At 69.2% G+C, this 12,172-nt stretch carries 15 protein-coding genes; 5 read left to right on the top strand and 10 right to left on the bottom strand.

Annotated features, from left to right (window positions below):
- Positions 1 to 91: 91 nt before the first annotated feature.
- Genes OO71_RS44915 through OO71_RS53540 form a run of 7 tightly spaced genes read right to left on the bottom strand, consistent with a single transcriptional unit; the run spans position 92 to position 4,721 of the window.
- The gene (locus tag OO71_RS44915) at positions 92 to 283 is read right to left on the bottom strand and encodes a hypothetical protein (protein ID WP_033296237.1); all 192 of its coding nucleotides are present in this window, start codon (positions 281 to 283) and stop codon (positions 92 to 94) included.
- On the bottom strand, positions 280 to 1,269 hold the full coding sequence (locus OO71_RS44910) for a tripartite tricarboxylate transporter substrate binding protein (RefSeq protein WP_084145781.1): 990 nt from the start codon (positions 1,267 to 1,269) through the stop codon (positions 280 to 282). Before OO71_RS44910 ends, OO71_RS44915 begins: the two co-directional genes overlap by 4 nt.
- A 27-nt stretch (positions 1,270 to 1,296) precedes the next feature.
- The gene (locus OO71_RS44905) at positions 1,297 to 2,793 is read right to left on the bottom strand and encodes a tripartite tricarboxylate transporter permease (RefSeq protein ID WP_033296236.1); all 1,497 of its coding nucleotides are present in this window, start codon (positions 2,791 to 2,793) and stop codon (positions 1,297 to 1,299) included.
- A gap of 3 nt (positions 2,794 to 2,796) precedes the next feature.
- On the bottom strand, positions 2,797 to 3,255 hold the full coding sequence (locus OO71_RS44900; RefSeq protein ID WP_033296235.1) for a tripartite tricarboxylate transporter TctB family protein: 459 nt from the start codon (positions 3,253 to 3,255) through the stop codon (positions 2,797 to 2,799).
- A complete protein-coding gene (locus OO71_RS44895; protein WP_162186190.1) occupies positions 3,252 to 4,169 on the bottom strand; it encodes an amidohydrolase family protein in 918 nt (305 codons plus the stop codon). The genes OO71_RS44900 and OO71_RS44895 overlap by 4 nt, the downstream gene beginning before the upstream one ends.
- Entirely contained in the window at positions 4,114 to 4,440 is a 327-nt protein-coding gene (locus tag OO71_RS51120; protein ID WP_033296233.1) for a hypothetical protein, read from the bottom strand. Before OO71_RS51120 ends, OO71_RS44895 begins: the two co-directional genes overlap by 56 nt.
- Positions 4,359 to 4,721: an NAD(P)-binding protein gene (locus tag OO71_RS53540; RefSeq protein WP_425388754.1), complete on the bottom strand. Its 363-nt coding sequence runs from the start codon at positions 4,719 to 4,721 to the stop codon at positions 4,359 to 4,361. The genes OO71_RS51120 and OO71_RS53540 overlap by 82 nt, the downstream gene beginning before the upstream one ends.
- Between OO71_RS53540 and OO71_RS53535 the strand changes: the two genes are divergently transcribed.
- From OO71_RS53535 to OO71_RS48345, 3 genes are all read left to right on the top strand, one after another.
- Entirely contained in the window at positions 4,716 to 5,090 is a 375-nt protein-coding gene (locus OO71_RS53535; RefSeq protein WP_156096869.1) for a helix-turn-helix domain-containing protein, read from the top strand. The genes OO71_RS53540 and OO71_RS53535 overlap by 6 nt on opposite strands.
- A gap of 417 nt (positions 5,091 to 5,507) precedes the next feature.
- Positions 5,508 to 6,536: a succinylglutamate desuccinylase/aspartoacylase family protein gene (locus OO71_RS44880; RefSeq protein ID WP_162186188.1), complete on the top strand. Its 1,029-nt coding sequence runs from the start codon at positions 5,508 to 5,510 to the stop codon at positions 6,534 to 6,536.
- A 58-nt stretch (positions 6,537 to 6,594) separates the two neighbouring features.
- Positions 6,595 to 7,620 (top strand): amidohydrolase family protein, encoded by a 1,026-nt coding sequence (locus tag OO71_RS48345; RefSeq protein WP_245633973.1) that lies wholly within the window; start codon positions 6,595 to 6,597, stop codon positions 7,618 to 7,620.
- Positions 7,621 to 7,676: 56 nt separating this feature from the next.
- Here the strand turns inward: OO71_RS48345 and OO71_RS44870 are convergent, their stop codons facing one another.
- Both OO71_RS44870 and OO71_RS44865 read right to left on the bottom strand, forming a co-directional pair.
- On the bottom strand, positions 7,677 to 8,306 hold the full coding sequence (locus OO71_RS44870) for a response regulator (protein ID WP_033296230.1): 630 nt from the start codon (positions 8,304 to 8,306) through the stop codon (positions 7,677 to 7,679).
- On the bottom strand, positions 8,299 to 9,423 hold the full coding sequence (locus OO71_RS44865) for a sensor histidine kinase (protein WP_033296229.1): 1,125 nt from the start codon (positions 9,421 to 9,423) through the stop codon (positions 8,299 to 8,301). Before OO71_RS44865 ends, OO71_RS44870 begins: the two co-directional genes overlap by 8 nt.
- A 176-nt stretch (positions 9,424 to 9,599) precedes the next feature.
- On the opposite strand from OO71_RS44865, the gene OO71_RS44860 reads away from it, so the two are divergent.
- Positions 9,600 to 10,136: a GlcG/HbpS family heme-binding protein gene (locus tag OO71_RS44860; RefSeq protein ID WP_033296228.1), complete on the top strand. Its 537-nt coding sequence runs from the start codon at positions 9,600 to 9,602 to the stop codon at positions 10,134 to 10,136.
- Here the strand turns inward: OO71_RS44860 and OO71_RS44855 are convergent.
- Positions 10,133 to 10,630 (bottom strand): pyridoxamine 5'-phosphate oxidase family protein, encoded by a 498-nt coding sequence (locus OO71_RS44855; protein ID WP_033296227.1) that lies wholly within the window; start codon positions 10,628 to 10,630, stop codon positions 10,133 to 10,135. The two genes, OO71_RS44860 and OO71_RS44855, sit on opposite strands and share 4 nt — an antisense overlap.
- Before the next feature lie 126 nt (positions 10,631 to 10,756).
- Between OO71_RS44855 and ftsW the strand changes: the two genes are divergently transcribed.
- Positions 10,757 to 12,004, top strand: coding sequence for a putative lipid II flippase FtsW (ftsW, locus tag OO71_RS44850; RefSeq protein ID WP_051793200.1), 1,248 nt, complete (start codon positions 10,757 to 10,759; stop codon positions 12,002 to 12,004).
- Positions 12,005 to 12,172: the final 168 nt, after the last annotated feature.

Below are 12,172 nucleotides of genomic sequence, written 5' to 3'. Positions count from 1 at the left end.
CCCAGCAATCCGCTCCAACACCTCCTCCACCACCACCACCGGCGACACCTCACCCCGCCGCAACAACCCCGACAACACCCCCAACGACAACTCAGCAAAGGTCATCGGACCACCCCCGTACCAGCGGCAGCCCGGCATCCGGGACCACCCCGCGGACATCCACCTCGGCCATCCCGCTGATCGCCTCGGTGAGCGAGGCGATCAGCGGGACCAGCGCCGGGTCGGCCGTTTCGGCCGGCAGGCGGAAGAGCTCCCGCACCTCCGCCGGAAGACCCTCGTTCACGCTCCACTCCCCTTCAGAATCTGCGCGACCTGCTCGTCACTCTTCGTCCACGCGGCGTCGACCTCTTGCGGCGTAAGGTAATCCAGCAGGAAGCCGAGCTCCGCCGCCTTCGCGACCACGGCCGGGTCCTGCATTGCCGTCTTGGTCGCCTCGCTGAGCCGGGTCACGATCGCGTCCGGTGTCGCCGCCGGAACCGACAGGATGCCGATCGACGCCATCTCCAGGTCGAACCCTTGCGAGGCAAAGGTCTTCGCGTCCGGCAGCAGCGAAACCGGTTCCTTGGTCATCACGCCGAGCACGCGCATCTGACCGCTCTTCACGTACTGCTGAATCTCCGGCACCGACGAAAACGCGACCTCGACGTGTCCGCCGAGCAACGCGACCGCGGTCGGGCCACCGCCGTCGAACTGCACATTCGCGAAACCGATTCCGGCGTTCTTCTCCAGCAGCACCCGGCCCATGTCCGCCGGTCCGCCCAGCGCGCCGGTACCGACCGCGACCTTCCCCGGGTTCGCCTTCGCCTTCGTGACGAGGTCTGGAACCGACTTGAGGCTGCTGTCGGCCTTGACCACCGCGACGATCGGGGTCGAGAAGTAGTTCGCGAAGCCCTTGAAACTCTCGCGTTTGAACGCCGCCTTCCGTTTCGGGTCGAGGTAGGCGTTGGGGGTGGTCGGCAGGAGGGTGTAGCCGAAGGTGTACCCGTCGGCTTTGGCCTGGCTCAACGCCGTCACCCCGACCTGGCTGCTCGCCCCGGCCTGGTTGACGACCTCGATGGTCGTGCCGAGTTCCTTGCCGAGCGCCGGGGTCAGCACGCGCGCGGAGACGTCGGTGAGACCACCGGGCGCGAAGGGGATGATCATCGTGATCTGCTTGCCCTTCTTGGGAAAGTCACTCTTTCCCGCCCCGGAGTTACCGGTCGTGCAGGCGGAGAGCCCGATGGCAGCGGCGAACACCACCGCCATCACCCGCAGAGTTTTCCTGGTCATGATGGTTTCCCTTTCGTTCACGGAAGGTCATTCGTCGACGGTGACACGGTGTTCGGCGCGCACCGCACGCGTCGCGAAGGCGACGACCGCCACGACGCTCAAGCACAGCAGCACAATCGAGATAGGACTGGACACGAGGATCGAAGGATCGCCCTGCGACACCGACAAAGATTGCCGCAACGCCTTTTCGACCATCGGGGCGAGGATCAACGTCAGGCACAACGGCGCGAGCGGTACGTCAAGACGTTTGAACACGTACCCGATGAAGCCGAAGACGATCAGGACCACGACGTCGAACACGTTGGTCCGCAAGGCATACGCGCCCACCACGGCGAATACGATGATCAGCCCGTACAGCAGGGAGTACGGCACCTTCAGGATCGCCGCCCACGCCGGGATCAGCGGCAGGTTCAGCACCAGCAGGATGACGTTGCCGACGAAGAAGCTCGCGATGATCGCCCACGCCAGGTCGCCGTGTTCGGTGAAGAGCAACGGTCCCGGGGTGAGCCCGTTCTGCAGGAAGGCCCCGGTGAGCACCGCGAGGGTCGCCGACGCCGGAATGCCGAGGGTGAACAACGGGATCAGCGACGCGTTCGCGTACGCGTTGTTGGCCGTCTCCGGTCCGGCCACCCCTTCGATCGCGCCCTTGCCGAACTCGTCCGGCTTCTTCGACATGCGCCGTTCCAGGCCGTACGACATGAAGGTGGGGACCGCCGCGCCCACCCCGGGCACCAGGCCCAGCAGGAAACCGACCGCGGTGCCACGGGCCACCGACGGACCGGTCTTGGCGATCGCCCGCCATTCCGGACGGCCGGTCTTGCGGATCGCCGCGCCCGCGTGGTCGCTGCCGGTGAGGTTCAGCAGGATTTCGCTGACCCCGAAAAGTCCCATGAGCACCGGGACGAACTCGATGCCGTTGAGCAGTTCGGTGCTGCCGAAGGTGAACCGGGGTTCCCCGACGACCGGGTCGATGCCGATGGCCGCGATCAGCGCACCGGAGATCGCGCTGATGAACGCGAGTTTGAGCGACCGCCCGGCCAGGCCGACCACCAGGGTGAGACCGAAGAGAAGCAGCGCGAAGAACTCCGCCGGACCGAATTTCAGCGCAATGCTGCTCAACGGGAGCGCCAGGAACACCAGTCCCAGCGACGCAATCGTGCCGCCGATGAACGAGCCGATGGCGGCGGAGGCGAGTGCGGTGGCGGCCCGTCCGCGTTTGGCCATCTGATACCCGTCGAGGCAGGTGACCGCCGACGCCACCTCGCCGGGAGTGTTCAGCAGTACCGAGGTGATCGTGCCGCCGTACTGCGCGCCGTAGTAGATCGCGCACAGCATGATGATCGCGGCGACCGGGTTGAATCCGGCGGCAATGGGGATGAGCATCGCCGTCGTGGCGGTCGGGCCGATGCCGGGCAGCACGCCGACCAGGGTGCCGAGCAGGCAGCCGATCAGCGCGAAGATCAGGTTTTCCGGTTGCAGGGCAAGGGAAAGGCCTTGTCCGAGCAGGTTCAGTGAGTCGCCCATGGATCAGACCCCCAGCAGGCCGACCGGCAGCGGCACGGCCAGCAGGTCGGAGAACAGGTAGAAGGACAGCGCGCTCGTTCCGACCGCGACCAGCACGCTGCCGAGCACGCGCCGCCGTTCGACGAACAGCAGCAGGTAGAGCAGCAACGCGAGAATCGTCAGCCGGAAGCCGAGCGGTTCGAGGACGAAGGGGATGACCACGAGCGCCCCGACCACCAGCCACACCCGCGGCGGACGGCGCCGGACTGTTTGCTTCTCCCGGCGAGGTTCCGCTCCATCGGGCTTGCGGTGCTCCCACATCACGCCGAGGGCGAGCAGGCCGAGGATGGCGCCGAGGATGACCGTGAAGAAGCCGGGTCCGGGGCCGATCGGCGTCCAGATCACCAGTGCCGCCGACTGCACGCAGACCACGACGGCGACCGCGAGTATGACTGCCCCGAACACCAGGTACTGCCGTCTCATGACGCACCCCTCCTGACTTCGGCCGGGGAACCGGCCCGGATGACGTGGGCGACCGCGCTCAACGCAGCGGGGTCCGCCTCGGGATCACCGTGCACCAGCCGGAGATCGGCCGCCTTGCCCGGCTGGATCGTGCCCAGCCGGTCGTCCTGCCGGACGGCCGCGGCGGCCCGGCCGGTCACCGAGTGGATGACCTCCGGGATACCCATCCCGATCGAGCCGACCAGGAAGCGCATCAGGTTGGGCAGGTCGTCGAACGGGGTGCTCGTCATCCCGGCGTCGGTGCTGGCGATGAGCTGCACGCCCAGATCCCGGAACCGGCGCAGGACGTCGATCCGCTCGTCGCGGATGGCCCGCTGCTTCAGCTGGCGCGGGGTCAGGTGCTCCTCGATCGAGGAATCCGTGCGCCACCGCCGCGCCATGCCAAGGCTCACCGGAATCCCGCTGTCGACGATCTGGCGCACGATGTCCTCGTCGAAGCTGATTCCGCCGTTCTCGTCGAAGAACTGGCAGTGCTCCAGACGGTGGATCCCGGCGGCGATGGCGTTGCGGATGCCCGGGGTGCCGTGCACGTGGGTGGTGACGGTGATGCCGCCGCGCTCCGCTTCGTCGATGACGATCCGGAACTCGTCGACCGAGTACTGCGCCCGCGCCGGATTGGACGTCATCGTGAGCCCGCCGCCGGTGCCGAAGAGCTTGATGTGGTCCGCGCGGTGCTTCACCAGCGTCCGGGCGGCCTTGCGCAGTTCGGTGTCGGAGTCGGCCTCGATGGCGAACCAGTTGAAGTGGCCGCCGGTGATGGTGATGCCGGGTCCGGTGGTCAGCACTCGCGCGCCGGACACGATTCCCGCGTCGATCGCGTCACGCACGGTCATCGTGACGTACTCCCGGCCGCCGCAGTCGATCACTGTCGTCACGCCCGCGGCCAGCGCCTGCTGGGTCCCGCTTGCCGGAAAAATCTGCCTCCTCCGGCCAGCGGGCGGCCAGATACAGCTCCCCCTGAAATTCTTCCAGGCCCCGAAAAGGCGGCCGGAACACCTCGGACAACGGCCCGACGGCACTGATCAGATACGTGCTGGAAAAGATGGAGCCGTCCTCGGCGCGGATCACCCAGCAGCGGGTCGCTTCGTCATGAACGGCCGAACGGACCCGCGTATTGAGCACGATGTCGCGGCGCAGGTCGAACATGTCCGCGAAGAAGCGGAGGTAGTCCAGGATCTCCGGCTGTGTCGCGTAACGTTCGCTCCAATTCCACTCTCCTGCAACTCCGGGGAAAAGGAATAGCAGTAGGTGAAGGAATCGCTGTCACACCGGGCGCCCGGGTACCGGTTCCAGTGCCACACTCCCCCGACGTCGCTCCCGGCCTCGAGCAGCCGCACCGACAACCCGGTGACCTCGCGCAGTTCGTACAGCGCGCGCAATCCGCTGAAACCCGCACCGATCACGATGGCGTCGACGTCGTCCTGCATCACCATCACGTCCTCCTGCTCCGGTGCTTCCTCGCGACCTACGAATACGGATCGTTCACGGCGGCAGCCGAACGGCTCGGCTTCACGCAGCCGACACTGCCGGAACAGGTCCGGCAGCTCGAACGCACCCTGCACACCACGCTTTTCCTGCGACCGCCGCGGAAGCCGAACGAGCGGTCCGGGCGGAAGCCTCCCTCGAAACGGGCACGATCCGGTTCGGGCTCTTCGGCACCGCGCCGCTGTTCATCGAGGCCGACCTCATCGCGGACGTCCTCGGACACCATCCGGGCCTGCGCGTCGAGCTCGTCGGGCGCAGCACGAGAGAAGCGCTGGACGCGGCCCGGCGCGAGCACGTCTTCATCAGTATGACCCGGCGCGGCTGACCGCCCGCAGGCTGGCCGGTTCGCCGCTGATCCTGCCCTTGGCGCAGTGGCGCACCGAGGATCCGTACCGGCTCGCGTCCAGAACCTCGGCGTACCCCTTGATGTGCGCGCCGAGGTAGAGGACATCGAGACCGCGATCAAGCTGGTCGGCCGCGGTTTCGGGGACTCCGTCGTCCCGAAGGTGCTGCTTCCGCGGCCGGGCCCGACACCATCGCCGTCGTGCGCCGGCCGGACACGCCGTTGTCGCCCGGCACCCGGCTCATGGCCGACCTGGCGATCCGGCACCTCAAGCGCCTGGTCGCGGCCTAGCGCCGAAACCGGGAATTCTCCCGGCGCGCCGTGCGCCCCGGCCCCGAGACACTGCTGACGGAGCTGGGGACCGACCATGACGCAAGGGATGACGATGTCCGACTTCGTATTGTCCGGCCTCAAGGCTACGCCGGGTTCCGTGGCCAAGGGCACTCTCGGCGGGGTGTCGCTGGCGTCCGGCGCGATCGCACGGCTGCCGGTCGTCGTGGTCCACGGACGAGAGCCCGGCCCGGTGCTGCTGGTGACCGGAGCGACGCACGGCAACGAGGTCGTCGGCACCGCGGCGCTGACCGCCACCCTGCGGCGGCTGGACCCGGAGAAACTGCGCGGGACCCTGATCGCGGTGACGGTGACCAACCCGCTCGCGTTCGACGCTGCCAGCTACGGATCGCCCTACGACCTCGCGCACATGGCGATGCCGCTGCTGTGGCCCGCCATGCCGGACGGGATGATCACCCAGCGGCTGGCCGCCAGCCTGCGCCCCGCGTTCGACGTCGCCACCCACTACCTCGACGTGCACGGCCACTGGGACCCCGGGTACGCGCATCCGATGGTGATGCTGTTCCCCGACCAGGCCGCCGACGATCAGGTGCGCGCGGACCAGGCCCGGATGGCCGAGGCGACCGGGGTGACGCCGGTGCGGATGTTCGAGCCGAAGGACGGCAGCGGCGCACTGGTCGGCTCGATTGCCGGGCAGCCTGCCGCGGCCGCGTCGACGCACGGGATCGCCGGGATCATGCTCGAGGTCGCCGGGCACCAGAACGTCGGCGGGACCGACCCGGCGCGGATCGCGATCATGAACGTGATGCGGGAGCTGGGCATGCTCGACAGCCCTGCCGAGACCTCGCCGCGGCCGCGGATCCCGGGCCGGTTCGCCTACCACGGCGCGCTGGTCAACAAGAAGTCCGGGCTGCTGTGGTCGACCCGGCCGATGGGCGAGCTGGTCGAGGCGGGCGCGGTGATCGCCGAGCTGACCGACCCGTGGGGCGACCTGGTCGAGCAGATCCGCATGCCGGTGACCGGGTTCCGGTGGAACCTGTCCGGGGCGATCCACGGCAGCCATTCCTTCGCCATTCCCGAAGGCATCGTGATCGGGTTCGTCGCCGGGAAGGAAGGCGACTGATGACCGCACCATTGGCCGACGGGGTGTCCGAGATCGGCCCCGCCGCACCGGCGGGCCCATGGCGGATCGAGGCCGACCTGCTGATCCCCGGCCGCGGCGAACCCGTCGCGGACGCCATCCTGCTGGTCAGCGACGGGCAGATCGACTACGCCGGCCCGTGCGCTTCCGCCCCGCAGCGCGACGGCGACGAGGTGGTGGTGTCCACGCCGGTGGTGATGCCGGGATTGTGGGACTGTCACACGCATCTGCTGGGCATGTCCGCGGCGGCCGGTTATCAGCTTTCCCGCGCCGTGGTCGAACCGCCGCCGCTGCGCGCAGCCCGTGCAGTCGGCGACCTGCGCGCCGGGCTCGCCGCAGGGGTGACCTCGCTCCGGGAGCTGTGCGGGCTGGGTACCGCGGGGAGTTCCGGCAGTGCGACGGCGAAGCCGAATGCGCGAAGGCAACCCGCGAACAGCTCCGAAAAGGCGCGCGCGTCATCAAGCTCAGCGCGTCCGGCGGCGGCCTTTCGGTTCGGGACAACCCACATCACCAGCAGTTCACCGTTTCCGAGATGCGCACGATCGTGGAGATCGCGGCGTTGTCCGAGCGAATCGTCGCCGCCCATTGCGCGGGCAAGGCCGGGATCATGGCGTCGCTCGAAGCCGGGGTACGCACCATCGAACACGGGGTCTACCTCGACGAGGAAGCCTGCGACGCGATCATCGAAACCGGTGCCATCCTCGTTCCCACGCTCACCGTGATGCACGGTGTCCTGGCCCGCACGGACCTGCCGGAGCACGTGGCCCGCAAGGCCCGCGAGCGCTACACCGATGCCGTCGCGCTGGCGCACCAGAAGGGCGTGCCGATCGCGATGGGCAGCGACGTGTTCCTCTCCCGCGCCACCCGCGCACCGAACTCGTGGGGCCACCACGCAATCGAGCTGGACCTGCTCACCCGCTGCGGCCTGACCCCGCTCGAAGCCATCGAGGCCGCCACCGCCGCGGCGCCGCGGACGCTCGGCCCGCAAGCACCGCGCAGCTGCTCGCCGGGTACAACGCCGATTTCCTTACCCTGTCGGCAAATCCGGTGGCCGACATCTCGGTGATCGCCGACCCGGCCACGATCACCGGAGTGTGGAAAGCCGGACGGCAGGTCAAAGCGTCACGACAGTAGCCGCTGTTCCTTCGCCACCGCGACGGCGCCCGCGCGGGTGTCCACGCCCAGCTTTTCGTAGATCCGCCCCAGATGCGTCTTGACCGTCGCCTCGCTGATGAACAACCGGCGCGCGATCTCGCGGTTGCCCAGCCCCTGCGCAAGCTGGCCGAGGATGTCGAGCTCCCGGTCGGTGAGCGTCGGGCGGGGCGCGCGCAGCTGGGCGAGCATCCGCCCGGCCACCGGAGCCGACAACGTGGTGCGGCCCGCGGCAGCCGACCGGATTGCCGCGTAAAGCTCGTCGGCCGATTCGGCCTTGAGCAGGTAGCCGGTGGCTCCGGCCTCGACGGAGCGGGTGATGTCGGCGTCGGTGTCGTACGTGGTGAGCACCAGCACGCGCGGGGCGGGCTCGGCCGCCCGGATCCGCCGGATCGCCTCGACGCCGTCCATGCCGTCGCCGAGCTGCAGGTCCATCAAGACCACGTCCGGGTGCAGCGCGGCGGCCATGGAGACGGCTTCCTGCCCGGTTGCGGCTTCGCCGATCACTTCGATATCGGACCCGGTCAGCAGGGCCCGCAACCCGGCGCGCACCATGGCGTGGTCGTCGCAGAGGATGACGCGGATCGGCCGGTCAGTCATGGCTTCGGCCCACCGGAATCGCCGCCGAGATGGCGGTTCCCTGACCGGGCGCGGATTCCACGGTGAGCCGCCCGCCCAGTTGCGCGGCCCGGGCGCGCATCGCGGGCAGGCCGTGGCCGCGGCCCGCGGCGTCGGTGCCCGGCCCGCCCGGGTCGAAGCCGCGGCCGTCGTCGGTGATGTCCAGCACCACCTCATCGTCGAGGTAGGTGAGCGTGAGCGCCACCCCCGACGCGTCCGCGTGCTCCCGGACGTTGGCCAGCGCACCCTGCGCGATCCGCACCAACGTGGATTGCACCCGGCCGGGTAATGCGCGAGCGGTCCCGTCGACCCGGACCCGCACCGGCAACGCTTCCCGTCCGGCCACGTTCCGCAGGGCTTCCTCGACCGAATGGCCGTCGAGGTCGGCCGGGGCGAGATCCTGGACGAGACTCCGTGCCTCGGCCAGGTTTCGGGCCCCGATGCGTTGTGCCGCATGCACATGCTCACGCGCAAGATCCGGGTCGGCCCACGCCCGGTCGGCCGCCTGCAGCAGCATCGCCTGGCTGGACAGCCCCTGCGCGAGCGCGTCGTGGATCTCCCGCGACAACCGCTGCCGCTCGGCCAGCATTCCGGCGCGCCGCTCGGTTTCCCGTAGCCGCACCGCCTGGCGCCGCAGGTAGGTGATCACCGCGGCGGTGACGGCGGCGACGGCCAGCGGCACGATCGTCAGGTTGGGGTCGAAGCCGGTCGCGAGCCGGTTCTGCGAGATCACGACCAGCGCGGTGACCACAGCGACCAGCACCAGCGCCGGAACCGTCGGCAGGGTGCGCAACCCGGTGACGAACAACGGGATCGCGCACCACGCGAAGCTGGGCGCGAGCAGCACGAGCACCACCCACAGTGCGGTCACCGTGGTGAGCCAGGCCAGGTACGGCACCGAAACCTGCTCCGGCCCGGTGACCCCCAGCACCAGCCCCACGGCGTACCCCGCGGCAAGGCAGCCGGTCAGCCCGATCACCCACGGCGCGGCCGGTTCGCCGTGGTGGTGGTCGAGGAACCGCACGACCGACGCGACCAGCAGCAGGAAGAACGCCGTGTGCATGATCGCGGCCAGCCAGCGCGCGTCCCGGTCGGTCATCCGTCACCTCCTCCTCGATCGTCGAGCCTGACCTGCGCGGACGGGCTCGGCATCAGCCGATCGGATGACATCCGGGTCGGCCGATCCTCGCCGCGAACCGAGCCGGGACTCCGATCTCGGGAGGGGTCCGCGCGGCACACGATGGACCCATCACCGACAACTCAGGAGAGCATGTGATGAAGAAGTTCACCGCCAAAGCCCGGATCGCCACCGTCGTCGCTGGTCTGGGTGTGATCGGGGCGGCCACTTCCGGCGCCCTCGCCGCCAACGCGGCCACCCCGGCGGCCCCCGCGCCCGCGGGATTGGTCCAGACCTCACACCTGTCGATCGCATCCGCGCAGAAGGCCGCGCAGGCCGCGCTCAGTGCGGCCGAGAAGGCGGGTCAGCACGTGTCGGTCGCGGTGGTCGACCGGAACGGCAACACCGTGGTCACCCTGCGCGGCGACGGCGCGGGCCCGCAGTCGTACTCGTCCGCGGAGGAGAAGGCGTTCACCGCGGTGTCGTGGAACGCCAAGACGTCGGACCTCGTCGGCCGCCTGCAGCAGGCCCCGACGCTGAAGGACATCGAAGGCACGTTGTTCCTCGCCGGTGGGGTCCCGGTGGACGCGGGCACGACGCCGATCGCGGGGATCGGCGTGGCCGGCGCCCCGTCCGGCGCCCAGGACGAGGCATTCGCCCAGGCCGGGGCCGATGCACTCGGACCGATCCGCTAGGCGCGCTGCCGCTCGTCCCGCTGCCGGACGAGTTCCTCGACCGCGCTCGGCAGGGTGTCCTCGAAGTCGATGAGCTTCACCCAGGTCGGGGTCACCAGAATCCGGACCATGCCCTCGTAGAGCGAGCGGACCTCGGCCTCCCATTCGACGCGCTGTTCGGGCGTCATCCGGTAGCTGCCGTTGATCTGGAGGAACTCGTCCGGGATGCCCTCGACGTAGTCCGTTTCGACCCGGCCGCGGAGGAGCAGGATCCGGGGCGGGTGGACCTCGGTGTCGATCGTGAGCGCGACCATCGGGTTCGCCCGCAGCGACGGCAGTTTCGGAGCGTTCACGGTGGTGCACATGACGATCTGGGACCCGTTCCACACGAACGAGATCGGGACGTTGCGAGGCGTACCGTCCTCGGCGACGTAGGCCAGCCGCAGCACGTCGCGGGCGAGCAGCTCCTGGCTGAGCGGGCGGTCGAGGATCTCGGCGATCCGGTGCTGGTCCACGGTCGGCCTCCTTGGTCGGCGGGTTGGTCGCCCCGGGGACGGAGCCGGGGCGGCGTTCTCGACAGTCCGCTTTTGTGACCTGGGTCACTCAGCATTCTGTCAGGGCGGCACGGGGAGACTCGCGTCGTGGGTGCTGATCGCGGTTCTCGGGAACGCTCGCGAGAATCGCGGGCCTGGGTGGCGGTCGTCGGATGGCTGTCGCGGCCGCTGGCGTCGTTCCACCTGGTGCTCGCGCTGTGCGGGTTGCTGACGCTGCTCGGGGTCGTGATGGTGCTGTCGGCGTCGTCGGCCCAGCCCGGCGGGGTGTACAGCACCTTCGTGCGGCAGCTGATCTTCGTCGCGATCGGGCTGGTCGCGTTGTGGGCCGGGTTGCGGATTCCGTTGCGACGCATCAGATCTCTCTCACCGAAGCTGATGATCGTCGCGCTGGTACTGCTCGTCCTGGTGATCACCCCGCTCGGCGCCACCGTGAACGGCGCGCAACGGTGGTTCGCGCTCGGCCCGCTCACCGTGCAACCGGTCGAGATCGCAAAAGTCGCGTTGACCTTGTGGGGCGCGCACATTCTGGTGGTGAAAGCCCGGCTGCTGCATCACTGGCGGCACCTGCTGGTGCCGTTGGTACCGGTCGCGCTGCTGATGTTCGCCCTGGTGATGGCCCAGCCGAACCTCAGCGGCACCATCTCGCTCGGCATCGTGCTGCTCACCCTGCTGTGGTTCGCAGGCGCCCCAGGACGGCTGTTCGGCGCCCTGCTGGCCGGCGGCGTAGCCGGGTTCGTGGTGCTGGCGCTGGTCGCGCAATACCGGCTCGCGCGGGTGCTGTCGTTCTTCTCCCCCGACGCGGACACTTCCGGCGCCGGGTACCAAGCAGTGCAAGCGCAGTACGCACTCGCCGAGGGTGGACTGTTCGGCGTCGGGCTCGGGCAGGGCGCGTCGAAGTGGAAGTACCTGCCGAACGTACAGAACGACTTCATCTTCGCCCTCATCGGCGAGGAACTCGGTTTCCTCGGCTGCGCAGTGGTCCTGCTGCTGTTCGTCGGGCTGACCCTGGTCGGCCTCCGCATCGCGACGCGCAACCTGGACCCCTGGATCCGCAGCGTCGCCGCGACAATCACGGTATTGCTGGTAGCACAGGCGGCGATCAACATCGGGTACGTGGTGAACGCGCTGCCGGTCACCGGGGTGACCCTGCCACTGGTGTCCTACGGCGGCACGTCGCTGATCGTGACGATGTTCCTGTTCGGTGTGCTGGCCGCCTGCGCCCGCCACGAACCCACCGCGGTGGCGGATCTGCAACACCTGGGCCCAGGCCGGATCGGACGGCTCCTACGGCTTCCCGTTCCCCCGCCCTACCGCCCGCTGCGGCGCCCCAGGTAGCGGTCAACACCCGCAGTGCGGGCGGCCGCGAGCTGAGCAAGTGGCAGATCTGCACCACCTCGGCCCAGGCCGGATCGGACGGCTCCTGCTCCCCCGTCCTACCGCCCGACGCCCAAGGTAACAAGTCAACACCCGCAGTCCGGGCGGCTGCGGGCTGAGCCACACGCC

Source organism: Amycolatopsis jejuensis, assembly GCF_000717335.1.
GTDB classification, from domain to species: domain Bacteria; phylum Actinomycetota; class Actinomycetes; order Mycobacteriales; family Pseudonocardiaceae; genus Amycolatopsis; species Amycolatopsis jejuensis.
Note: the sequence above shows the minus strand (reverse complement) of the source record. Positions and strands in the feature narration are given on the sequence as shown.